Annotated in this window: 22 protein-coding genes; 10 read left to right on the forward strand and 12 right to left on the reverse strand. The window is 59.1% G+C overall.

All coding sequences use genetic code 11. The features are described from left to right. Positions 1-64: 64 nt before the first annotated feature. Positions 65-1,411: a DEAD/DEAH box helicase gene (locus AB3226_RS07580; RefSeq protein ID WP_090181378.1), complete on the reverse strand. Its 1,347-nt coding sequence runs from the start codon at positions 1,409-1,411 to the stop codon at positions 65-67. A gap of 193 nt (positions 1,412-1,604) precedes the next feature. Here AB3226_RS07580 and AB3226_RS07585 point away from each other — a divergent pair, with 193 nt between their 5' ends. Continuing rightward, positions 1,605-2,903: a mechanosensitive ion channel family protein gene (locus AB3226_RS07585; RefSeq protein WP_367372622.1), complete on the forward strand. Its 1,299-nt coding sequence runs from the start codon at positions 1,605-1,607 to the stop codon at positions 2,901-2,903. A 108-nt stretch (positions 2,904-3,011) separates the two neighbouring features. On the opposite strand, the gene AB3226_RS07590 is transcribed toward AB3226_RS07585, so the two are convergent. The 3 genes from AB3226_RS07590 to AB3226_RS07600 all read right to left on the reverse strand — a co-directional run bounded on the left by AB3226_RS07590 (position 3,012) and on the right by AB3226_RS07600 (position 5,455). After that, a complete protein-coding gene (locus AB3226_RS07590) occupies positions 3,012-3,878 on the reverse strand; it encodes a carboxylate/amino acid/amine transporter (RefSeq protein WP_367372623.1) in 867 nt (288 codons plus the stop codon). Positions 3,879-4,222: 344 nt separating this feature from the next. After that, on the reverse strand, positions 4,223-4,822 hold the full coding sequence (locus AB3226_RS07595) for an FMN-dependent NADH-azoreductase (RefSeq protein ID WP_258620587.1): 600 nt from the start codon (positions 4,820-4,822) through the stop codon (positions 4,223-4,225). Positions 4,823-5,125: 303 nt separating this feature from the next. Further along, positions 5,126-5,455: a 3-phosphoglycerate kinase gene (locus AB3226_RS07600; RefSeq protein ID WP_367372624.1), complete on the reverse strand. Its 330-nt coding sequence runs from the start codon at positions 5,453-5,455 to the stop codon at positions 5,126-5,128. Positions 5,456-5,504: 49 nt separating this feature from the next. On the opposite strand from AB3226_RS07600, the gene AB3226_RS07605 reads away from it, so the two are divergent. From AB3226_RS07605 to AB3226_RS07620, 4 genes are all read left to right on the forward strand, one after another. Then, positions 5,505-6,428 carry a LysR family transcriptional regulator gene (locus AB3226_RS07605; protein ID WP_008069097.1) on the forward strand — a complete coding sequence of 308 codons (924 nt, stop codon included), beginning with the start codon at positions 5,505-5,507 and terminating at the stop codon, positions 6,426-6,428. 14 nt (positions 6,429-6,442) lie between these two features. Then, the gene (locus tag AB3226_RS07610; RefSeq protein WP_367372625.1) at positions 6,443-7,246 is read left to right on the forward strand and encodes an alpha/beta fold hydrolase; all 804 of its coding nucleotides are present in this window, start codon (positions 6,443-6,445) and stop codon (positions 7,244-7,246) included. Positions 7,247-7,249: 3 nt separating this feature from the next. Continuing rightward, on the forward strand, positions 7,250-7,807 hold the full coding sequence (locus AB3226_RS07615; RefSeq protein ID WP_008013582.1) for a peptidylprolyl isomerase A: 558 nt from the start codon (positions 7,250-7,252) through the stop codon (positions 7,805-7,807). A gap of 93 nt (positions 7,808-7,900) precedes the next feature. Next, positions 7,901-9,733: an ABC transporter ATP-binding protein gene (locus AB3226_RS07620; protein WP_367372626.1), complete on the forward strand. Its 1,833-nt coding sequence runs from the start codon at positions 7,901-7,903 to the stop codon at positions 9,731-9,733. 112 nt (positions 9,734-9,845) lie between these two features. Here the strand turns inward: AB3226_RS07620 and AB3226_RS07625 are convergent, their stop codons facing one another. From AB3226_RS07625 to AB3226_RS07635, 3 genes are all read right to left on the reverse strand, one after another. After that, a complete protein-coding gene (locus AB3226_RS07625; RefSeq protein ID WP_367372627.1) occupies positions 9,846-10,334 on the reverse strand; it encodes a GNAT family N-acetyltransferase in 489 nt (162 codons plus the stop codon). Positions 10,335-10,431: 97 nt separating this feature from the next. Next, positions 10,432-10,917, reverse strand: coding sequence for a GyrI-like domain-containing protein (locus AB3226_RS07630; protein ID WP_367372628.1), 486 nt, complete (start codon positions 10,915-10,917; stop codon positions 10,432-10,434). A 67-nt stretch (positions 10,918-10,984) separates the two neighbouring features. Next, on the reverse strand, positions 10,985-11,647 hold the full coding sequence (locus AB3226_RS07635; RefSeq protein WP_367372629.1) for a LysE family translocator: 663 nt from the start codon (positions 11,645-11,647) through the stop codon (positions 10,985-10,987). A gap of 138 nt (positions 11,648-11,785) precedes the next feature. On the opposite strand from AB3226_RS07635, the gene alaC reads away from it, so the two are divergent. Then, positions 11,786-13,003 carry an alanine transaminase gene (alaC, locus tag AB3226_RS07640; protein WP_367372630.1) on the forward strand — a complete coding sequence of 406 codons (1,218 nt, stop codon included), beginning with the start codon at positions 11,786-11,788 and terminating at the stop codon, positions 13,001-13,003. 62 nt (positions 13,004-13,065) lie between these two features. Here alaC and AB3226_RS07645 read toward each other — a convergent pair whose 3' ends face one another. Together AB3226_RS07645 and AB3226_RS07650 are read right to left on the reverse strand one after the other, a co-directional pair. Next, on the reverse strand, positions 13,066-14,418 hold the full coding sequence (locus AB3226_RS07645) for a GntP family permease (RefSeq protein WP_367372631.1): 1,353 nt from the start codon (positions 14,416-14,418) through the stop codon (positions 13,066-13,068). A gap of 83 nt (positions 14,419-14,501) precedes the next feature. Then, a complete protein-coding gene (locus tag AB3226_RS07650; RefSeq protein ID WP_367372632.1) occupies positions 14,502-15,035 on the reverse strand; it encodes a gluconokinase in 534 nt (177 codons plus the stop codon). Between the two features lie 215 nt (positions 15,036-15,250). Between AB3226_RS07650 and AB3226_RS07655 the strand changes: the two genes are divergently transcribed. The 3 genes from AB3226_RS07655 to AB3226_RS07665 all read left to right on the forward strand — a co-directional run bounded on the left by AB3226_RS07655 (position 15,251) and on the right by AB3226_RS07665 (position 17,768). Then, positions 15,251-16,282 carry a LacI family DNA-binding transcriptional regulator gene (locus AB3226_RS07655; protein WP_367372633.1) on the forward strand — a complete coding sequence of 344 codons (1,032 nt, stop codon included), beginning with the start codon at positions 15,251-15,253 and terminating at the stop codon, positions 16,280-16,282. A gap of 66 nt (positions 16,283-16,348) precedes the next feature. Further along, the gene (locus AB3226_RS07660) at positions 16,349-16,981 is read left to right on the forward strand and encodes a glutathione S-transferase family protein (protein ID WP_367372634.1); all 633 of its coding nucleotides are present in this window, start codon (positions 16,349-16,351) and stop codon (positions 16,979-16,981) included. Positions 16,982-17,024: 43 nt separating this feature from the next. Next, positions 17,025-17,768 carry an NAD-dependent epimerase/dehydratase family protein gene (locus tag AB3226_RS07665; protein WP_367372635.1) on the forward strand — a complete coding sequence of 248 codons (744 nt, stop codon included), beginning with the start codon at positions 17,025-17,027 and terminating at the stop codon, positions 17,766-17,768. 215 nt (positions 17,769-17,983) lie between these two features. On the opposite strand, the gene AB3226_RS07670 is transcribed toward AB3226_RS07665, so the two are convergent. Further along, positions 17,984-18,871 carry a LysR family transcriptional regulator gene (locus AB3226_RS07670; protein WP_367372636.1) on the reverse strand — a complete coding sequence of 296 codons (888 nt, stop codon included), beginning with the start codon at positions 18,869-18,871 and terminating at the stop codon, positions 17,984-17,986. A gap of 99 nt (positions 18,872-18,970) precedes the next feature. Here AB3226_RS07670 and gstA point away from each other — a divergent pair, with 99 nt between their 5' ends. Next, positions 18,971-19,573 carry a glutathione transferase GstA gene (gstA, locus tag AB3226_RS07675; protein WP_367372637.1) on the forward strand — a complete coding sequence of 201 codons (603 nt, stop codon included), beginning with the start codon at positions 18,971-18,973 and terminating at the stop codon, positions 19,571-19,573. Positions 19,574-19,711: 138 nt separating this feature from the next. Here gstA and AB3226_RS07680 read toward each other — a convergent pair whose 3' ends face one another. Together AB3226_RS07680 and AB3226_RS07685 are read right to left on the reverse strand one after the other, a co-directional pair. Further along, positions 19,712-20,725 carry an ABC transporter substrate-binding protein gene (locus AB3226_RS07680; protein WP_367372638.1) on the reverse strand — a complete coding sequence of 338 codons (1,014 nt, stop codon included), beginning with the start codon at positions 20,723-20,725 and terminating at the stop codon, positions 19,712-19,714. Then, positions 20,722-21,270, reverse strand: coding sequence for a sigma-70 family RNA polymerase sigma factor (locus AB3226_RS07685; RefSeq protein ID WP_367372639.1), 549 nt, complete (start codon positions 21,268-21,270; stop codon positions 20,722-20,724). The genes AB3226_RS07680 and AB3226_RS07685 overlap by 4 nt, the downstream gene beginning before the upstream one ends. Positions 21,271-21,484 lie beyond the last annotated feature (214 nt).

Below are 21,484 nucleotides of genomic sequence, written 5' to 3' on the forward strand. Positions count from 1 at the left end.
GCGATCTTTTGACGTAAAAAACCCGGACACTGTCCGGGTTTTTTTATTGGATCGCTACCGCGCTTTATTCAGCAGCCGGCGCTTCCGGCTTGCGGCGCTTGAGCGGGGCCATGCCGTCCTTGCTGACCAGCGACAAGGCGTCGGTCTTCGGGCGGTTGGCGATCTTGCGCTTGGTCGGGGCCTTGGCGCCGGTTTTCTTCTTGTCGCCCTTGGCGTCGACCTTTTTCTTCTTCACGCCAACGGCTTTGCCCGAGGCCTTGACCTTTTTCGGTCCGCCGTAGGTGCCTTTGACTTCCTTGATGGTGCGGCGCTCGAAGCTCTGCTTGAGGTAGCGCTCGACGCTCGACATCAGGTTCCAGTCGCCATGGCAGATCAGCGAGATGGCCAAGCCATCGTTGCCGGCGCGGCCGGTGCGACCGATGCGGTGAACGTATTCGTCGCCGCTGCGCGGCATGTCGAAGTTGATCACCAGGTCCAGGCCTTCCACGTCCAGGCCACGGGCCGCGACGTCGGTGGCCACGAGGATCTTCACGCCGCCCTGCTTCAGACGGTCGATGGCCAGTTTGCGGTCTTTCTGGTCTTTGTCACCGTGCAGCACGAACGCTTTGTAGTCTTGCGCCACCAGACGGCCGTAGATACGGTCGGCCATGGCCCGGGTGTTGGTGAACACGATGGCCTTCTGATAGGTCTCGTTGGCCAGGAGCCAGTTGACGATCTGTTCTTTGTGCTGATTGTGGTCGGCGGTGATGATCTGCTGACGCGTGGTGGCGTTCAGATCGCTGACGTTGTTCAGCTGCAAGTGTTCAGGGTTGTTCAGGACCTTGGCGACCATCTCGCGCAGGCCCGAACCGCCGGTGGTAGCGGAGAACAGCATGGTCTGCTGACGGTTGGTGCACTCTTCCACCAGACGCTGCACGTCTTCGGCAAAGCCCATATCGAGCATGCGGTCGGCTTCGTCGAGCACCAGCACTTCGACTTCCTTGAGGTCGAGGTTGCCGGCGTTCAGTTGCTCGATCATCCGGCCCGGCGTACCGATCAGGATGTCCGGCACCTTGCGCAGCATGGCGGCCTGGACCTTGAAGTCTTCACCGCCGGTGATCAGGCCGGACTTGATGAAGGTGAACTGAGCGAAGCGCTCGACTTCCTTGATGGTCTGCTGGGCCAGCTCGCGGGTCGGCAGCAGGATCAGGGTCTTGATGCTGACGCGGACTTTAGCCGGGCCGATCAAGCGGTTGAGGATCGGCAAAACGAATGCAGCGGTTTTGCCGCTACCGGTTTGCGCTGTCACCCGCAGGTCACGCCCCTGGAGCGCGAGCGGGATAGCCGCTGCTTGCACAGGCGTTGGCTCGACAAATTTAAGCTCGGCCACGGCTTTGAGCAGGCGTTCGTGCAGGGCGAATTGGGAAAACACGGGTGCTACCTCGAAGAAATACAAAAAAACAGCTGCATAGGGTAACGGTTTCGAGCGCGAAGGCCGAGTTTCTTTATACAAACGGCGCTAAACAATGGTTTTTTTGTTGTCCGTTCTGTCCAAAAACGTCATCCGGAACGTCTTAAATGCTCTAATCGCTCCGTCGCGTCCTATAGAAGAACCGTTTTTGCCCATGGATATCAAACAGCTCTGGCTCAACGCCCAAGACCTCTGGGGTGCTCTCGATCAGCATCCGCTCCTGCATTCCACGCTCGCGCTGATGTTGCTGCTGGTGGTGGCGCTGGTGCTCGGACGAGTGGCGCGGTTCCTCATTCTTCACGCGACCAAAATCCTCGGTCGCCAGCCGTCGCTGCACTGGATCACCGATTTTCGTCACAACAAAGTGTTTCATCGCCTGGCACAGATGACGCCCTCGCTGCTGATCCAGTTCGGCCTGCACCTGGTGCCGGGGTTGAGCAAGACCAGCCTGAATTTCCTCGGCAACGTGGCGCTGGCGTTCACCATTCTGTTCCTGGTGCTGGCCGTCAGCGCATTGCTCAATGCCCTGCTGGATATCTATGCCCGCACCGAACATGCCCGCACCCGCTCGATCAAAGGCTACGTGCAACTGGCGAAAATGGTGCTGTTCGTGTTTGGTGCGATCATCATCGTCGCCACGCTGATCGACCGTTCGCCGCTGTTGCTGCTGTCGGGTCTGGGCGCCATGTCGGCGGTGATTCTGTTGGTCTACAAAGACACCCTGCTGTCATTCGTCGCCAGTGTGCAACTGACCAGCAATGACATGCTGCGGGTCGGCGACTGGATCGAGATGCCGCAAGTCGGCGCCGACGGTGACGTGGTGGACATCACCCTGCACACGGTCAAGGTGCAGAATTTTGACAAGACAATTGTGTCGATCCCGACCTGGCGCCTGATGTCCGAATCGTTCAAGAACTGGCGCGGCATGCAGCAGTCCGGTGGGCGACGGATCAAGCGCAGCCTGTTCATCGACGCCAGCGGCGTGCGGTTTATTCGCGATGACGAAGAACTGAAGCTGTCCCAGGTGCATCTGCTGACCGACTACATCAATCGCAAACAGGCCGAACTCAAGGCCTGGAACGAAGCTCAGGGCAACGTCGCGGCGATGTCGGCCAACCGTCGACGCATGACCAATATCGGGACTTTCCGCGCCTATGCGCTGGCGTATCTGAAAAGCCACCCGGAGGTCCAACCGAACATGACCTGCATGGTTCGCCAGATGCAGACCACGGCCCAGGGCATTCCGCTGGAAATCTACTGCTTCACCCGCACTACCGTGTGGGCTGATTACGAGCGGATTCAGGGGGATATTTTCGATTACCTGCTGGCGGTATTGCCGGAGTTTGGCTTAAGCCTTTATCAGCAGCCGAGCGGTGGGGATTTGCGGTCGGGGTTGCTTCCGGCGGTGTTGGGCGCAAGCCACATTCCCGAAGCCGAAAAACACATCATGTAGCACCCCCCCTAACCTGTGGGAGCGGGCTTGCCCGCGATGAGGCCATGTCGGTCGATATTAATATTGCCCGACACAATGCTATCGCGGGCAAGCCCGCTCCCACAGGGTTCAGTGGATAGCCACAAATTTGCGTACACCCAACCGACTAATCCACACCGCCATCAAAATCACCGACCCACCAAACAACAACCGCCCCAATTCTTCATGCTGATTCCAGATCAGCAAATTGATCAGCAACCCCACCGGCACATGCAGGTTGTTCATCACCGCCAACGTCCCGCCGTTCACCAGACACGCGCCCTTGTTCCACCAGTACAAACCCAGCGCGGTCGAGACCAGGCCGAGGAACAGCAGCACGCCCCATTGCAGCGGCGCTTCAGGCAGGAAGTTCTGTTTGCCGAACAGTAGAAACGCCGGCAACGCCACCGCCAACGCGCCCAGGTAGAAGTAACCGAAGCGTCGGTAATGCGGCAGATCGCTCGGATGACGGGCCACCAGATGTTTGTAGAGCACCTGCCCGGCGGCGTAGGTGAAGTTGGCCAGTTGCAGCAACAAAAAGCCCATGAAAAAGTCTGGGTTGATCCGGTCAAAGCGAATCACTGCCGCGCCCGCCACCGCCACCAGTGCAGCGATCAATGCCCACGGATTGAAGCGCCGGTTAAGCGCGTCTTCGATAAGGGTCACGTGCAGCGGCGTGAGGATGGTGAACAGCAACACTTCCGGCACCGTCAACACCCGGAAGCTCAGGTACAGGCAGACGTAAGTCACGCCGAACTGCAACGCGCCGATCAGCAACATCCCACGCATGAACGCCGGTTCGACCTGACGCCAGCGCGTCAGCGGAATGAACACCAGCCCCGCCAGCAGCACCCGCACCAGCACCGCAAAGTAACTGTCGACATGCCCGGCCAGGTATTCACCGATCAAGCTGAAGGAAAACGCCTGGATCAGCGTGACAAAAAGTAGATAGCCCATGATCGCCTCATTTCGAATGGCGGCGACGATAGCGGGTTTTGCCCTTCATCGCGACAGTCAGCCAACACACAAAACCCTGTGGGAGCGGGCTTGCCCGCGAAAGCGGTGTGTCAGTCGATTTCAATGCTGCCTGACACACCGCCATCGCGGGCAAGCCCGCTCCCACAGGGTTGTGTGTCCGCTCAGCAAATCGCAGGCAAAAAAAAGCCCGATCTCGCTAATGCGTTCAATCGGGCTAGAGCACTCAGGAGCAACAAGTGCAAAGGGAGGTTCGATACGCGTACAGGCTTGAAGGGTTGCGCCAGGTCACTAGACCATCCAGCGATTATCTGGCGATTAACGGCTCAGGCGACCTGGGAAAGCTTGGCGTTGGCCTGGTTCAGGCCTTTCTCCTGGAAGCCACCGCCCAGGTTCATGCCTTCGGCGTGAATGAACGTTACGTCGTGGATGCCGATGAAGGCCATGACCTGGCGCAGGTACGGTTCCTGGTGATCCGAGGCGGCTCCGGCATGGATACCACCGCGAGCGGTCAGCACATAAGCACGCTTGCCGTTGAGCAAACCTTGCGGGCCGGTTTCGGTGTACTTGAAGGTCACGCCGGCACGCAGCACATGGTCGAGCCAGGCTTTGAGGGTGCTCGGAATGGCGAAGTTGTACATCGGCGCGGCCATTACCAGTACGTCGGCGGCCAGCAGTTCATCGGTCAGCAGGTTGGAGCGTTCCAGCGAGGCTTGTTCGATGTCATTGCGTTGTTCGGCAGGTTTCATCCAGCCGCCCAACAAGTTGATGTCCAGGTGCGGCACCGGGGTGGTGGCCAGGTCACGGACGGTGATCTGGTCGGCCGGGTGTGCGGCTTTCCATTGGCTGATGAAGGTCTGGGTCAGCTGGCGGGAAACCGAGTCTTGCTGACGGGCGCTGCTTTCGATGATCAGAACGCGGGACATGGGATGTAGCCTCCATCTGAGAATGCTGTAGGTCGATGGAGTGAAGGTTAAACAGAGTCATATCGATGAAAAAGCGCAAATAACTGCTATAAAGCATCGATAAATTCGTTTATAACCGGAGCATGCCCTGCGGGAGCTAGTGTGGTGAGGGGGCTTGTCGGAACGCCGCACGGCCCCGCTGGATGCGAAGCAGCCCCAAAATCGCTGATATACCAAAAACCTTGTGAGTGCCATGCACTCAAACGGGGCGGTGCGGCGTTCCGACAAGCCCCCTCGCCACAGCGCTCCCACAGGGTTGTAGAGTCATTTCGGGGTGCAGGTCAGGTTGATACGCATCTTGATGATGGTCCGGGTGAACTTGGCGGTGGCGTTTTTGTGTTTACCGGCGGGCACTTCGATTGTGCGGGTGCGCGGCGCTTCCGGGCCATTGTTGAAAACCACCCTGCAGATCGCATCGGTGCTGCCGTAGTTGTTCACTTGAATGGAGGCGATGTCGTTATCCGTGTCGTACGAGTTGTAGTCGATGCTCAAGCCGTTCAATTGCTTTTGAACGTCGATCGGATAAGCAAACGCAGTCAGCGGCAGCATTGCCAACACCGCACAACCCGCCATCACACCACAAAGTTTTTTCATTCAGCAGCCTCCAATAAGGACTGCCAGCTTAGGACAAGAGGAGCTCAACATGAAAGCGCCCCGCGTGACCCTTGATCAATGGCGAACGTTGCAGGCCGTGGTCGATCACGGCGGTTTCGCCCAGGCCGCCGAAGCGCTGCACCGTTCGCAATCGTCGGTCAGCTACACCGTAGCGCGCATGCAGGACCAGCTCGGCGTGCCGCTGTTGCGCATCGACGGCCGCAAAGCGGTGCTCACCGAGGCCGGCGGCGTACTGCTGCGCCGCTCCCGGCAATTGGTGAAACAGGCCAGCCAACTGGAAGACCTGGCCCATCACATGGAACAGGGCTGGGAAGCGGAAGTGCGGCTGGTGGTCGACGCCGCCTACCCCAGCGCCCGCCTCGTCCGCGCACTGACTGCGTTCATGCCGCAAAGCCGTGGCTGCCGGGTGCGTCTGCGCGAAGAAGTGTTGTCGGGTGTCGAGGAAGTGTTGCTTGAAGGCGTGGCCGATCTGGCCATCACCGGTTTCAGCATTCCCGGTTATCTGGGCGCGGAATTGAGCGATGTCGAATTCATCGCGGTGGCCCACCCCGAGCATTCCTTGCATCGCTTGAACCGCGAACTGAACTTCCAGGACCTGGAAAGCCAGATGCAAGTGGTGATCCGCGACTCCGGCCGTCAACAACCGCGAGACGTCGGCTGGCTCGGCGCCGAACAGCGCTGGACCGTTGGCAGCCTGGCCACCGCCGCGACCTTCGTCAGCAGCGGCCTGGGCTTCGCCTGGCTGCCTCGGCACATGATTGAGCGCGAACTCAAGGAAGGTACGCTCAAAGTGCTACCGTTGGATCAGGGCGGCAGCCGCAACCCGAGCTTCTATCTGTATTCGAACAAGGACAAACCCTTGGGCCCGGCTACGCAGATTCTCATCGAACTGCTGCGCACCTTTGATACCGCGCCGCTGGATGCGCCTTTCGCCGCCCCTGAACAAGCCTGACACGGAGTGTACCCATGGCCTATTTCGAACATGAAGGTTGCAACCTGCACTATGAGGAATATGGCCACGGTACGCCGTTACTGCTGGTCCACGGGCTGGGTTCCAGCACCCTGGACTGGGAAATGCAGATCCCGGCGCTGTCTGCCCGCTATCGGGTGATCGTCCCGGATATTCGCGGCCACGGGCGCTCCGACAAACCCCGCGAGCGCTACAGCATCGCCGGGTTCAGCGCTGACCTGGTCGCGTTGATGGAGCATTTGAACCTCGGCCCGACACATTATGTGGGACTTTCCATGGGCGGAATGATCGGTTTTCAACTGGGCGTGGATCAGTCGCAATTGCTCAAGAGCCTGTGCATCGTCAACAGCGCACCCGAGGTCAAACTGCGTAGCCGCAGCGACTACTGGCAGTGGTTCAAGCGCTGGAGCCTGATGCGCGCGCTGAGCATGGGCACCATCGGCAAGGCCTTGGGCGCCAAACTGTTTCCCAAGCCCGAACAAGCTTCGTTACGACAAAAAATAGCGGCGCGCTGGGCAAAAAACGACAAACATGCTTATCTCGCCAGCTTCGATGCCATCGTTGGCTGGGGGGTTCAGGAACGACTTTCCAAGGTCTCCTGTCCAACCCTCATCGTCAGCGCCGACCGTGACTACACCCCGGTCGCGTTGAAAGAAACCTATGTAAAACTGCTGCCCGATGCGCGGCTGGTAGTGATCGCCGACTCGCGCCACGCCACCCCGCTGGATCAACCCGAACGCTTCAACCAAACGCTGCTCGAGTTTCTCACCGCAGTCGACACCACCACTCAGGATCACTGACCCATGCTGAAAAAAATCGCCCTCGTCGCCGGCTCCGTTCTGTTTGCCGCCAACCTGATGGCCGCCACGCCCGCCAAGGCGCCGCACGTGCTGCTGGAAACCACCAATGGCCAGATCGAAATCGAACTGGACCCGGTCAAGGCGCCGATCAGTACCAAGAACTTCCTTGAGTACGTCGACAGCGGCTTCTACAACAACACGATTTTTCACCGTGTGATTCCTGGGTTCATGGTCCAGGGCGGCGGTTTCACTCAACAGATGCAGCAAAAAGAAACCAAGGCACCGATCAAGAACGAATCCAAAAACGGCCTGCATAACGTGCGCGGCACGCTGTCCATGGCCCGTACGTCTGTCCCGGATTCGGCCACCAGCCAGTTCTTCGTGAACGTCAAAGACAATGACTTCCTCGACCAGGGCGACGGCTACGCGGTGTTCGGTAAAGTCGTCAAAGGCATGGACGTGGTGGACATCATCGTCAACTCGCCAACCACTACCCGCGGTGGCATGAAAGACGTGCCGGCCGACCCGGTCTTCATCAAGTCGGCCAAGCGCATCGACTGAGCGTAAGCTGAACAGGGAGTTTTGAGCGGCCGCCGGTGCTTCCGGCGCCGCTCATATCGTTTAAAGGAGAGCCCGTGCGCGGGCGGAGAACTGATGCTTTATCGCCGTTTTGAAAAACTGATCGACATTTTCCGCGATGCACCGACGGCGGCTCCGCCGGATCGGGTTCTCCCCTTCTATACCTATTACCTGAAGCAGGTCTGGCCGAGTTTCGCCGTCCTGCTGATCGTCGGCCTGTTCGGCGCGTTGATCGAAGTGGCGCTGTTCAGCTACCTGAGCCGCATCATTGACCTCGCCCAAGGCACGCCCAACGTCAATTTTTTCAAGGAACACGGCATCGAACTGGCCTGGATGGCGGTGGTTGCGCTGGTCCTGCGCCCCATATTTGTTGGCCTGCATGATTTGCTGGTGCACCAGACCTTGAGCCCCAGCCTGACCAGCCTGATCCGCTGGCAAAACCACAGTTACGTGCTCAAACAGAGCCTCAATTTCTTCCAGAACGACTTCGCCGGGCGCATCGCCCAACGCATCATGCAAACCGGCAACTCGCTCCGCGATTCGGCTGTGCAAGCGGTGGACGCGCTATGGCACGTGCTGATCTACGCGATCAGTTCATTGGTGCTGTTCGCCGAAGCCGACTGGCGCCTGATGATCCCGCTGCTGACCTGGATCGCCGCCTTCATCGGCGCCCTCTACTACTTCGTTCCACGGGTCAAGGAACGCTCGGTGGTGTCGTCCGATGCGCGCTCCAAACTCATGGGGCGGATCGTCGATGGCTACACCAACATCACCACCCTGAAGCTGTTCGCCCACACCAACTTCGAGCAGCAATACGCCCGCGAAGCGATCAAGGAACAAACCGAAAAAGCCCAACTGGCCGGCCGTGTGGTCACCAGCATGGACGTGGTCATCACCAGCATGAACGGCCTGCTGATCGTCAGCACCACTGGCCTCGCGCTATGGCTGTGGACTCAGTCGCTGATCACGGTGGGCGCCATCGCCCTCGCGACTGGCCTGGTGATCCGCATCGTCAACATGTCTGGCTGGATCATGTGGGTGGTCACTGGCATTTTCGAAAACATCGGCATGGTTCAGGACGGCTTGCAGACCATTTCCCAGCCAGTCAGCATCACCGATCGCGAGCAGGCCAAGCCTTTGAATGTGGCGCGCGGCGAGGTGCGTTTCGAGCACGTCGATTTCCACTACGGCAAGAAGAGCGGGATCATCGGCGACCTCAACCTGACGATTAAACCCGGTGAGAAAATCGGCCTGATCGGCCCGTCCGGCGCCGGCAAATCGACACTGGTCAATCTGCTGCTGCGCCTCTATGACGTGCAGGGCGGGCGGATTCTCATCGACGGACAGAACATCGCCGAAGTCGGCCAGGAAAGCCTGCGCGAACGCATCGGCATGATCACCCAGGACACCTCGCTGCTGCACCGCTCGATCCGCGACAATTTGCTGTACGGCAAACCCGACGCCACCGACGCCGAACTCTGGGAAGCGGTGCGCAAGGCCCGGGCTGACGAATTCATCCCGTTGCTATCGGACTCCGAAGGCCGCACCGGTTTCGATGCTCACGTCGGTGAACGCGGAGTGAAACTCTCTGGTGGCCAGCGTCAGCGGATTGCCATCGCTCGGGTGCTGCTCAAGGACGCGCCGATCCTGATCATGGACGAAGCCACCTCGGCACTGGACTCGGAAGTCGAAGCGGCGATTCAGGAAAGCCTCGAAACCCTGATGCAGGGCAAAACCGTGATCGCCATCGCCCACCGTCTCTCGACCATCGCGCGGATGGACCGGTTGGTGGTGCTGGAAAACGGCAAGATCGCCGAAACCGGCAGCCACGCCGAACTGCTGGCCCATGGCGGCTTGTATGCGCGGTTGTGGCAGCACCAGACCGGTGGGTTTGTCGGAATCGATTGAGGCTTGTGATTAACACCGCCCCTGTGGGAGCGGGCTTGCTCGCGAATGCGGTGTATCAGGCAATTTTAATATCGACTGACACGCCCTCTTCGCGAGCAAGCCCGCTCCCACACTACAGCGTCAACACCATTTCATGCCAAGCCATCCCGCCATGGTCGGACGCCGAAGGCTTGATGTAGGCAAAACCAAACCCGGCATACAGCGCAATGTGCCGCTCTTTGCACATCAGGTGGATGCTGGCCTTGTTCAGTGCGCGCATGCGCTGGATGAACTCACTCATCAAGCGTTTCGCCAGGCCCTGCCCTTGGTAGTCCGGATGCACCACCACCGACATGATCACTACGTGCGGGCCGGCCGGGTCGTGGCCGATCAGTTCCTTGAACGCCTCGTCCGACATTTCCACCTGAAATGCCGCACCGGAATTGATGAAACCGGCTACAACCCCATCCACTTCAGCAACGATGAAGCCTTCGGGCCAAGTGGCGATGCGGGTGGCGATTTTCTCGCGGGTAGCGGCTTCATCGCCTTCGTAGGCAACGGTTTCGATGGCATAGCAGCGGTCCAGGTCAGCGGGGCTGACATGGCGAATGACGGTGTTCATGGCAGCTCGGAATCGGCGTGGGAAAGGTTGGGGATCATAAATCAGCATCAACACGACATCGAGAGGCGAATCATCGATCCGCCTCTCGACCCGTTCTTTAGGGTTTTAGCGGCAGCCATATTTCCAGCACGCCGGTATTGAGCTTCGGGTTGAAATCGTCGCTGTAGCGTTCGAACTCCGGAGCGTCCGCCGCTTCATGACCGGACTTCGGCAACCAGGTTTTCCAGATGTATTGAAAGGTCTGGGGCAAGGTATCCAGAGAGCCCTTGTGTTCGAAGACTGCATACTTCTGAGGCTGAACTTCGATCCAGCGGTACTTCTCGGGCAGGTCGTCGAGCTTGCTGATTTCGACACCGGCTATGTATTCGAAACCACCCTTGCCATCCGGATTGCAGCAGATGCCGTAGGTTACTTCGCTTTTCTGGCCGGGAATTTTGCCAATCTCGGGAATGAATTTCTCCCACAGGTCGGGGATCGCCTTGGTCGTATCCGCAGTAAATTGTCCGCCAAGCCCCGCAATGAGCATGAACTGCCCGTTTTCGAAGCGTGGCTCAATCTTTTCGACGCCTGTTTGCTCATCCATGACTCAACTCCTGGTACTGAAAGAGGGGTTCGGCTGGGAGTATAGAAGCCAAACCCGATTCGCCCAATTACAGTGCGTGCAACTGTTCGATGGCGCCTGGGCCAATGAACTCGTTATAACCCGATAGAATCACGTAGACCGCGAAATAGCAGAAGATCGCTGCCGATGCCATGTATGAATAACGCAGCAGTTTGTCACCGAGCAATTTGCCGCCGTGGCTCGCAGCGAAGCACAGACCGACACACCAAAGCACCCCCGCGCACAAGAAGCCGCCGAGAAACAGCGCCGAGCTGAGGGCGCCACCGCCGCCGGAACGGGCGATCAGCGTGCCGCCCACCGCGGCGAACCAGAGAATCGCACTGGGCGATGACATGGCGAGAAAAATCCCGCGAAAAAACTCGCGACGGTGTGAGTTGTGCCCCACCTCCGGGGTTTGCGCCAGTAGCGCTTCATGATGAATCGCCGAATAAATCATCTTCGCCGCGAAATACAGCAGCAACGCCGACCCGCCAATCCACAACACCCAGCGCACGGTCTCGTACTGCAGCAATACGGTCATGCCAGCCAATGCCAGCACTGCGTAAATCAGGTCGCCGACACACGTCCCCAACCCCAGCGCAAAGCCTTGAAAATAGCCGCGCTGCATCGCCAGAGTGATCATCGCGATATTGGCAACGCCAATGTCCAGGCACAGCGAAAGGCTCAACAAGAAGCCACTGGTAAATTCCATCGACCATATCCTTGGAAAAAATTTATTGATGCGCGGGCTAGACAGTTTGCCATGACTGCCCTTACATTCCGCCACAGGCCACCGCAGTGGCCAGCGTCGCTCGGACGGTTCCGGGCGCTTACGTTATCCGAGGCAACAATGGCCGAACAAGGTTCGCCGCGCCGCTTTGCGCGCATAGATCGACTCCCCCCTTACGTTTTCAACATCACTGCCGAGCTGAAGATGGCCGCCCGTCGTCGTGGCGAAGACATCATCGACTTGAGCATGGGCAACCCCGACGGCGCCACGCCGCCGCACATTGTCGAAAAACTCGTCACCGTCGCCCAGCGCGAAGACACCCACGGCTACTCCACGTCCAAAGGGATTCCGCGCCTGCGCCGGGCGATTTCCAATTGGTACAAGGATCGCTACGAAGTCGACATCGACCCGGAAACCGAAGCCATCGTCACCATCGGCTCCAAGGAAGGTCTGGCGCACTTGATGCTGGCCACCCTCGACCAGGGCGACACCGTGCTGGTGCCGAACCCGAGCTACCCGATTCACATCTACGGTGCCGTGATTGCCGGCGCCCAGGTGCGCTCGGTGCCGCTGATCCCTGGCGTGGATTTCTTCGCCGAGCTGGAACGAGCGATTCGCGGCTCGATCCCGAAACCGAAGATGATGATTCTCGGCTTCCCGTCCAACCCTACCGCCCAGTGCGTGGAGCTGGATTTCTTCGAGCGGGTGATTGCCCTCGCCAAACAGTACGACGTTTTGGTGGTGCACGACCTGGCCTATGCCGACATTGTCTACGACGGCTGGAAAGCCCCGTCGATCATGCAGGTGCCCGGCGCCAAGGACATCGCGGTGGAGTTCTTCACCTTGTCCAAGAGCTACAACATGGCCGGCTGGCGCATCGGTTTCATGGTCGGCAACCCGGAGCTGGTCAACGCCCTGGCGCGGATCAAGAGCTATCACGACTACGGCACGTTCACTCCGCTGCAAGTCGCGGCCATTGCGGCGCTGGAAGGCGATCAGCAGTGCGTCAAAGACATTGCCGATCAGTATCGGCAGCGGCGCAACGTGCTGGTCAAAGGCCTGCATGAACTGGGCTGGATGGTCGAAAACCCGAAAGCCTCGATGTATGTCTGGGCCAAGATTCCCGAGGCTTATGCACACATGGGCTCGCTGGAATTCGCCAAGAAACTGCTGGCCGAGGCCAAGGTTTGTGTCTCACCGGGTGTGGGATTTGGCGAGTATGGGGATGATCATGTGCGCTTCGCACTGATCGAAAACCAGGACCGGATTCGTCAGGCCGTACGCGGGATTCGCGGGATGTTCCGGACGGATGGATTGGTTACCAAAACCAACGCCTGACACATTGATCGTTCCCACAAAAAAACCGCATCGCTGCGGTTTTTTTGTGTTTGTCGATCGTATCAGACGAACAACGACAACAGTAGGATGAAGCCCAGGCCCACCACCGACAGGATGGTTTCCATTGCGGTCCAGGTCTTGAAAGTTTCCGCCACGGTCATGTTGAAGTACTGCTTCACCAGCCAGAAACCTGCGTCGTTGACGTGAGACAGGATCAACGAACCGGCACCGGTGGCCAGCACCAGCAGCTCACGGTTCACACCCGGAATCATCCCCACCACTGGCACCACGATGCCCGCGCCAGTAATGGTTGCCACGGTTGCCGAACCGGTCGCGATGCGAATCACCGCCGCCACCAGCCAGGCCAGCAGAATCGGCGAGATCTGTGCCGCCACCGCCATGTGACCGATCACATCACCAACACCGCTGGTCACCAGCATCTGCTTGAAGCCGCCACCGGCACCGATGATCAGGATGATCGCGGCGGTCGGTGCAAGGCTCGCGTCCAGCCATTTGAGCATCTGTTGCGAACCGATGCCCTGCTTATAGCCGAAGGTGTACAGCGACAGCAGCAATGCCAGCAACAGCGCCGAGATCGGGTGACCGATCAGGTCCATGAAGGTGCGGAAGAAGTTGCCGTCCGGCAGCGCCACATCGGCAAAGGTCTTGAGCAGCATCAGGAACACGGGCGACAGCACGGTGACCAAGGTAATGCCGAAACTCGGCAGATCCCCTGCATCCTCATCGCGCACCAGTTGATCCACCAGTTCCTGATTCGGATGACCAGGAATGTGCTTGGCAATGAACGTACCGAAGATCGGGCCGGCAATAATGGCCGTCGGCAGCGCAACGATCAGGCCGTAAAGGATGGTTTTACCGATGTCGGCACCGAACACGCCGATGGCCAGCAACGGACCCGGGTGCGGCGGAACCAGACCATGCACGGCGGACAGACCGGCCAGCAGCGGGATACCGATCTTGATGATCGACACGCCGGTACGACGGGCGACGATGAACACCAGCGGGATCAGCAATACGAAGCCGATTTCGAAGAACAGCGGGATGCCGACCAGGAAGGCCGCGAACATCATGGCCCACTGCACCTTGTCCTTGCCGAAGGCGCGAATCAGGGTCTGGGCGATCTGGTCCGCCCCGCCCGACTCCGCCATCATTTTGCCGAGCATGGTGCCCAGCGCCAGGATGATCCCGACAAAACCGAGCACCCCACCGAAGCCGTCCTGGAACGCCTTGATGATGGTGCCGATCGGCATACCGGAGGTCAGCCCGAGAAAGGCTGCGGCGATGATCAGGGCGATGAAGGGGTGCAACTTGAACTTGGTGATCAGGACGATAAGTCCGATCACTGTGACCACTGCGTCTAGCAGCAGGAATGACTCGTGGGACATGCCAAACATGGGGGGTGTCTCCGTTGTTTGTTGTTGTTATGAAAGCAATTATTCAAATGCCGTCAGGACAGCGCTATCTCTTGGAGTAAAACTCAACTGGCGAGTTTCAGGCCATGATCGAGCCACCAACGGTGGGCCAGAGCGGCCAATTCATCGACACTGTGACTTGAAGCATCCAGAGCCAGGGTCAGGGGCTCACCAACGGGCGATTCAAGTGTGGCGAACTGACTGTCGATCAAGGTCGACGGCATGAAGTGGCCCGGCCGATGAGACACACGATCGGCGGCGACTTCGGGGGTCAGCTCAAGGAAAACGAAGCCCAGGCCCGGCAAGGCACTGCGCAAGCGTTCGCGGTAACTGTGTTTGAGGGCCGAGCAAGTCAGCACCGGGCGCTCGCCCTTGGCATCGACGCGGCGCAGTTCATCGCACAGGCTGTCGAGCCAGCCGGCACGGTCTTCATCGTTCAGGGGGATACCCGCGCTCATCTTTTCGATATTGGCGGCAGGGTGGAAAGTGTCGCCTTCAATGGCGGTCGCGCCGCTAAGCTGGCACAGGGACTGGCTGACGCATGTCTTGCCGCAACCGGCAACGCCCATGATGACCAGGGCGGTGATGGGATGATTCATGTAACACCTCAGCGCGCAGACAGCGCTACCTTTGCTACGTAAGACTCTAGTGCAAAAGCAGAAGTTGCCGACGCCTTCTTGTCATTTTTGTGGGTTGCAGCATGTTCGTTCTCGATGCCAAAAAGCGAGGATCAGGCAAACCCCGCTCATGCATTTGCAGCCGCCTCGAGACAGCGCTACCTTAGTACCTTGAATTTTGTTTGGCAAGCCGTCCGATGATCACCCCTAAAAACGATAAAAATACTCGCACCACTGGCCGCCCTACCCTCAACGAAGTCGCGCGCCTGGCCGGTGTCAGCCCGATTACCGCGTCCCGCGCGCTGCGCGGCGTCAGCACCGTGGCCACCGAACTGGTGGAAAAAGTCCAGAAAGCCGCCCTCGACCTCAACTACGTGGTCAACCCTGCCGCCCGCGCGTTAGCCTCGGCCCAGAGCCATTCCGTGGTGGTTTTGGTGCCGTCGCTGTCCAACCTGCTGTTCATCGACACGCTGGAAGCCATTCATCAGGTTTTGCGACCAAAGGGCTTCGAAGTGCTGATCGGCAACTTCCATTACTCGCGTGATGAAGAAGAAAACCTGCTGCGCAATTACATGGCTTATCAGCCTCGCGGCTTGCTGCTGACCGGTTTCGACCGCACCGAAAGTTCGCGACGAATGATCGAGGCCAGCAACATTCCCTGCGTCTACATGATGGAACTGGACAGCGCGGCCGGGCTCAATTGCGTCGGTTTTTCTCAAGTCGCCGCCGGCGAAACCGCAGCCGGGCATTTGCTCTCCCGCGGTCGTAAACGCCTGGCCTACATCGGCGCGCAACTGGATCAACGCACGCTGCTGCGTGGCGAAGGTTTCCGCCGCGCGCTGCAAAAGGCCGGTTTGTATGATCCGGACCTGGAAGTGCTGACGCCGCGAGCCTCGTCCGTCGGCTTGGGGGGCGAGCTGTTCCTGCAACTGCTCGCCAGCCATCCCGATGTCGATGCGATCTTCTTCGGCAACGACGACCTGGCGCAGGGGGCGATGCTCGAAGCATTGCGCAATGGCATCAAGATCCCCGAACAAGTGGCGATCCTCGGCTTCAACGACCTGCCGGCCTCGGCCCACATGGTCCCGCGCCTGAGCAGCATCAGCACCCCACGAGAAGCCATCGGCCGTCGTTCGGCAGAGCTGATGCTGACCTTGCTGGCCGGCAATTCAGTGAGCAAACCGGTACAAGATATGGGGTTTGAATTGAAGGTGCGCGAGAGCACCTGACGCGCGACCATTCCCACGCTCCGCGTGCTAGATTCCGATACCTGGAACAGCAAACGGAGTAGCTCAATGGGACATACGCTGAAGATTTTGGGTCGGGCCTCGTCAATCAACGTCAGAAAAGTCCTGTGGACCTGCGACGAACTGGGCGTTTCATACGAACGCGAAGACTGGGGTAGCGGTTTCGCGTCGACCCAGAGCCCGGAATTTCTCCAGCTCAACCCCAACGCACAGGTGCCGGTGCTCATCGACGAAGCCGGCGTGCTGTGGGAGTCCAACACCATTTGCCGGTACCTGGCCGGTAAACACCAAAACACTGACCTGTTGCCCATCGAACCGGCGGCTCGCGCTCGCGTGGAGCAGTGGATGGACTGGCAAGCCACCGAACTCAATCCGTCGTGGGGCTACGCCTTTTTTGCGCTGGTGCGGCAAGTGCCGAACTTTCAAGACTCGCAGCGGATTGCTGATGGCGTTCGCGGCTGGAACGCGAAAATGGGCATCCTCGAACAGCAACTCGCGGCAACCGATGCGTATGTTGCCGGACCACGCTTCACACTGGCCGATATTCTCATCGGGCTGTCGATCAACCGCTGGCGCATGACACCGATGGAACGCCCGGACTACCCCGCCGTCGACGCCTATTGCCAACGACTGGCACTGCGGCCGGGTTTCATGGAACACGCTTGCAACGGCGTGCCATAACGCCACACCCGCCCCCTCTACCCTTCCATAAAAAGAGAAAGCCATGAATGGACTCAACGTACTGCTGACCGGCGCCTGCGGCAGAATTGGCAGAACCTTTTTCGAAGCTTCGCAGGACCGCTACACCTTCGTGCTGACGGATCGCATCGAGCCCGACTTCAATGTCGATGCACCGCATCGCTTTGTACGCCTGGACCTGTCCGACCTCACCGCCACAAGCGAAGTGCTGAAAGGCATCGACGTCATCGTGCATCTGGCCGGCATCCCTCACGCCACCGCCTCTTTCGATGAGTTACTGCCCAACAATATTCTGGCCACCACTTACCTGTTCGAAGCCGCCGTGGCGGCGGGTTGTCAGCGGTTGGTGTTCGCCAGCAGCGCGCAGACCATCGAGGGCTATCCGGTGGACCGGCAGATCACACCGGGCATGCAGGTGATGCCGGCCAATCTGTATGGCGTCAGCAAGTGTTATGGCGAAGCGTTGTGTGCGTTCTACGCTGCCAAACACAACCTCTCGACCATCGCCATACGCATCGGCGCTTTCGAGTTTGCGGACCGTCACGAATTGACCAACGCTCGCGACCTGAGCGCATGGCTCAGCCCTCGTGATGCAGTGCAGTTGCTGCAACTCTCGGTAGAGGTCAAAGGTGTGCAACACCTGATCGCCCACGGTATTTCCAATAACCGTTTCAAACGCCTGGACCTCAGTGAAACTACCCGGGTGTTGGGTTATAGGCCGGTGGATGATGCGTTTCAGGAGTTCGACATTCCTATTGGGTTTTCTTGACGGTGCTTCTCCAGAATCCGGGCAACGTGGTTCTTGCGCTGTAACCCGAGGGTGTGCGGTCGACCTCTGCCGCTCGGCGGCGTTCCGACGACAGAGGTGTATCAGGTGACATCGATGTTGATTGTGCCGCCGTCTTCGCGAGCAAGCCCGCTCCCACATGGATTGCTCTGAACTGACTGGCATTACCCGTCAATGGGCCTCTTTCGGTTCCCTGGCTAGCCAGCCGAAAACTGATGATCTGCGAGCATGCCCAACAACGCCCGCACCGCCGCCGAAGGTTCTTTATTGGGCGCAACCACCAACGCAAACTCGCGATCGATACGTGGTGTCACAGGCACTACGCGCAAACCTTGGCGATTGGCCGGCAGGGTCATTTCCGGCACCAGGGTCACGCCGATGTTTTCCCGCACCAGGGTGAACGCACTGCTCCATTCACGCACCTCGGCCCGCACATCCTGCAACTGCAACCTGGCATCGGCGGCCAGGCTGCGGGCATTGGTCGAACAGCCGCCGGTGGCCAGCACAAAGGGTTGCTCCGCCAGTTCCGCCAGTGAGACGCCCTCTTCATTCGAGCGTCGCGCCAAGGAATGGCCACCGGGCAGAACTGCTACCCAGGCATCACGCCCCAAACGACCGGCATTGCGCGCGGGCGCCGGGTTCAACACCACGCCGACATCCACCAGTCCGGCGCCGAGCAACGTTTCCACTTCATCGTCGCTGACCTCCAGCGCCACCACTTGAATGCCGGGATACAGCCGACTGAACTGGCGCAGCAGCGGCGGCAGAAAGGTCGCCAGCACCAACGGGAAACTGGCCAGGCGAATTGTCCCGCGCTGGATATCTTTAGTGGCGTCGACGGTACTGCGAATGTTTTCGAGGGCACCCAGCATGGTTCGCGCCTGTTCGATCACAGGCAAGCCGATGGCTGTCGGCAAGGTCTGACGGTTTTCCCGGCTGAACAGCTGAACGCCCAGGGTTTCTTCGATCAGTGCCAGCGCCTGACTGGCACCGGACTGGGTCATTCCGACCCGCTCGGCGGCCCGGGTGATGTTGCCGGTATCGGCCACCGCCACCACCATTCGCCAGTGCATCAGGTTCATCATGGCAGTAGCTTTCCTAATGGCAGTGTTCTGAAAGATTAATTTTACCGAGCGTGCCGCGCACTATGACACTGGCGCAAACCCGCAACCAGAGCCCTGCCCATGAAGTTGTATTACGCCCCGCAAGCCTGCTCATTGGCGCCGCACATTGTGCTGCGCGAACTGGATTTGCCGTTCGAGTTGATCCGAATCGACAACAGCACCAAGCAAACCGTCACCGGAGAGGACTTCCTGGCCATTAATCCCAAAGGCTACGTCGCCGCATTGCAGCTGGAAAATGGTGATGTGCTGACCGAAGGCCCGGCGATTCTGCAGTACCTGGCGGATCTACGGCCCGAGGCGAACCTGGCACCGGCAAACGGGACGTTCGAGCGGGTACGTTTGCAGGAGTGGCTGAATTTCGTTTCTACCGAGATTCATGGCGGGCTGGGTTGGCTGTTCAATTCGCAGTTTCCGGATGACGTGAAGGTGCTCATCAAAGAGAAGCTGTTCAAGCGTTTTTTCGTGTTGAGTCAGACGCTGGAGAGACAGGATTATTTGCTGGCTGGCGGATTCAGTATTGCTGATGCTTATCTGTTTACCGTGTTGCGCTGGACGCAGTTGTTTAGCATCGATTTGAATCAATGGCCGGCGTTGGCGCAATTTCAGGCCAGGGTTGATTCGCGGCCAAGCGTGAAAGCGGCGTTGGCTGCGGAATTGGTATAAGGCGTTAGATCAATCGCGAGCAGGCTCGCTCCCACAGGGAATTTATGTCGGCCCATCCATTTGTGACCGACATTTACCCAATGTGCGAGCCTGCTCGCGATAGCGGTGGTTCATGCACCATAGAAACACCAGGTGAACTTACAAACTCCCACTCACCTTCGTGGCCACCTCCCCCGGCACCCAGCCCTTCCACACCTGCGGCTGATCGCGCAAAAATGCTTCAGCGACCTGACGCGGTTGCTGGCGTTTTTCGCTCATTTGCCCGAGGGTCTGGTTCAGCAGATCGATCGGCAAATCGACCTTTTCGAAGAACGCCACCAAGTCCGGATATTGCGCCTTGAACGGCGCCGACACGCCGATGGCCAGGCTGGCCGACATCGAACGCGTGCCCTTGGGGTTCGGGTTGTTGGCATCGGCCAGGGTCTTCCAGGCTTGCGCGTCGAACGGCGGTTCTTCGAGTTTCACCAGTTTGAAGCGGCCCAACAGTGGCGTCGGCGACCAGTAGTAAAACAGTACCGGTTTGCCACGACGGATCGATGAAGCGACCTCGGCGTCCAGCGCCGCGCCGGAACCGGTGCGGAAGTTGACGTAGCTGGCAGTCAGGTCATAAGCCTTGAGTTTCTGGCTGTTGACGATCTCCGACGTCCAGCCAGTCGGGCTGTTGAGGAAACGTCCGCGGCTTGGGTCTTCCGGGTCGCGGAACACGTCCTTGTAGCGCGCCAGGTCGGCGACGGATTTCAGCTCCGGCGCCAAAGGTTTAATGCCGCGTTCCGGGTCGCCCTTGATCACATATTCCGGCACCCACCAACCTTCGGTTGCGCCTTTGACCGTGTCGCCCAAGCCAAACACTTTGCCCTCCGATGCCGCCTTGACCCAAGCCGGACTGCGCCCCGCCCACTCTTCGCCGATCACTTGAATATCGTTCTTCGCCAAGGCTGCTTCGAGGCTGACGGTACTGCCCGGCAAGGTGTCGGTCGGGTAGCCGTAACCTTTCTCGACGATCAACCGCAGGATCTCGGTGATCAGGCTGCCACTTTCCCAAGTGATGTCACCGAAGTGGATGGGCGTGGTTTTTTCTGCGGCCGGAACGGGCCCAGCCACAAGGCTCAGGGCCAGCAGCGAACTGCCGAGCAGGGTTTTGATCGATCTCATGCGGACCTCTGGGTCAAAGGTGGTCGGTTCAAGGGTTCGTTGGCGCTGTGCTGGGCGCACAGTGCTTGGGAGCGGGTCATGTAGACGCTGACCGAGCGCAGGGAAATGCCCAGTTCGGCGGCGATTTGTGGGTAGGTCAGGCCATCGATTCGCGACAGCAGGAAGGTGGCTCTGACCTTTCCCGGCAAGCGGTCGAGGGTTCGATCCAGGCGCGTCAGAGTCTGGGAAAACTGCGCCAGATCTTCAGGCGATGGTCCGCCGAGCGGGTCAATCGGCGATAGCTGATCGAGGTGCTGGCGTTCCAGATCGCGACGGCGCCACAGCTGATAAATCAACCGATGGGCAATGGTGGTGAGCAAGGCGCGAGGTTCGCGAATTGGCGTCAGGCCTGGCGATTCGAGCAACTGCACGAAGGTCTCGGCAGCGATGTCTTCGACGCCGGGACTGGCTCCCAGGTATCGGCGCAGCCGTGCGCACAGCCAGGCGTAGTGGGCGCGGAACAATCCGCCCACGTCGTTGCGATGAGAAAGGTCGGCGCCGGACATAGAGGCTCCATGGTTAGGGGTCGCTGACTGTCCGGTGATCCGGTGGCGCGATCCTAGCAAGGAGCCTTATTCATTAAAAATACTTAAAACGAATTTTTATATTCCATTAATGAATTTAAATAAGCGACGCCTGACACATCGCTATCGCGGGCAAGCCACGCTCCCACTAGTTCACCGAAATCCTGTGGGAGCGTGGCTTGCCCGCGATTGATGT

This window comes from Pseudomonas lini (assembly GCF_964063345.1).
Lineage (GTDB): Bacteria > Pseudomonadota > Gammaproteobacteria > Pseudomonadales > Pseudomonadaceae > Aquipseudomonas > Aquipseudomonas lini_B.

Excerpts from the sequence above, each read along its gene's own strand:
- AB3226_RS07595 (WP_258620587.1), bottom strand. The coding sequence starts at position 4,822 with ATGTCCCGCGTTCTGATCATCGAAAGCAGCGCCCGTCAGCAAGACTCG.
- AB3226_RS07585 (WP_367372622.1), top strand. The coding sequence starts at position 1,605 with ATGGATATCAAACAGCTCTGGCTCAACGCCCAAGACCTCTGGGGTGCT.
- AB3226_RS07600 (WP_367372624.1), bottom strand. The coding sequence starts at position 5,455 with ATGAAAAAACTTTGTGGTGTGATGGCGGGTTGTGCGGTGTTGGCAATG.
- AB3226_RS07630 (WP_367372628.1), bottom strand. The coding sequence starts at position 10,917 with ATGGATGAGCAAACAGGCGTCGAAAAGATTGAGCCACGCTTCGAAAAC.
- AB3226_RS07655 (WP_367372633.1), top strand. The coding sequence starts at position 15,251 with ATGATCACCCCTAAAAACGATAAAAATACTCGCACCACTGGCCGCCCT.
- AB3226_RS07610 (WP_367372625.1), top strand. The coding sequence starts at position 6,443 with ATGGCCTATTTCGAACATGAAGGTTGCAACCTGCACTATGAGGAATAT.
- AB3226_RS07635 (WP_367372629.1), bottom strand. The coding sequence starts at position 11,647 with ATGGAATTTACCAGTGGCTTCTTGTTGAGCCTTTCGCTGTGCCTGGAC.
- AB3226_RS07680 (WP_367372638.1), bottom strand. The coding sequence starts at position 20,725 with ATGAGATCGATCAAAACCCTGCTCGGCAGTTCGCTGCTGGCCCTGAGC.
- AB3226_RS07605 (WP_008069097.1), top strand. The coding sequence starts at position 5,505 with ATGAAAGCGCCCCGCGTGACCCTTGATCAATGGCGAACGTTGCAGGCC.
- AB3226_RS07625 (WP_367372627.1), bottom strand. The coding sequence starts at position 10,334 with ATGAACACCGTCATTCGCCATGTCAGCCCCGCTGACCTGGACCGCTGC.
- AB3226_RS07650 (WP_367372632.1), bottom strand. The coding sequence starts at position 15,035 with ATGAATCATCCCATCACCGCCCTGGTCATCATGGGCGTTGCCGGTTGC.
- AB3226_RS07645 (WP_367372631.1), bottom strand. The coding sequence starts at position 14,418 with ATGTTTGGCATGTCCCACGAGTCATTCCTGCTGCTAGACGCAGTGGTC.
- AB3226_RS07665 (WP_367372635.1), top strand. The coding sequence starts at position 17,025 with ATGAATGGACTCAACGTACTGCTGACCGGCGCCTGCGGCAGAATTGGC.
- AB3226_RS07620 (WP_367372626.1), top strand. The coding sequence starts at position 7,901 with ATGCTTTATCGCCGTTTTGAAAAACTGATCGACATTTTCCGCGATGCA.
- AB3226_RS07615 (WP_008013582.1), top strand. The coding sequence starts at position 7,250 with ATGCTGAAAAAAATCGCCCTCGTCGCCGGCTCCGTTCTGTTTGCCGCC.
- AB3226_RS07660 (WP_367372634.1), top strand. The coding sequence starts at position 16,349 with ATGGGACATACGCTGAAGATTTTGGGTCGGGCCTCGTCAATCAACGTC.
- gstA (WP_367372637.1), top strand. The coding sequence starts at position 18,971 with ATGAAGTTGTATTACGCCCCGCAAGCCTGCTCATTGGCGCCGCACATT.
- AB3226_RS07670 (WP_367372636.1), bottom strand. The coding sequence starts at position 18,871 with ATGATGAACCTGATGCACTGGCGAATGGTGGTGGCGGTGGCCGATACC.
- AB3226_RS07590 (WP_367372623.1), bottom strand. The coding sequence starts at position 3,878 with ATGGGCTATCTACTTTTTGTCACGCTGATCCAGGCGTTTTCCTTCAGC.
- AB3226_RS07685 (WP_367372639.1), bottom strand. The coding sequence starts at position 21,270 with ATGTCCGGCGCCGACCTTTCTCATCGCAACGACGTGGGCGGATTGTTC.
- alaC (WP_367372630.1), top strand. The coding sequence starts at position 11,786 with ATGGCCGAACAAGGTTCGCCGCGCCGCTTTGCGCGCATAGATCGACTC.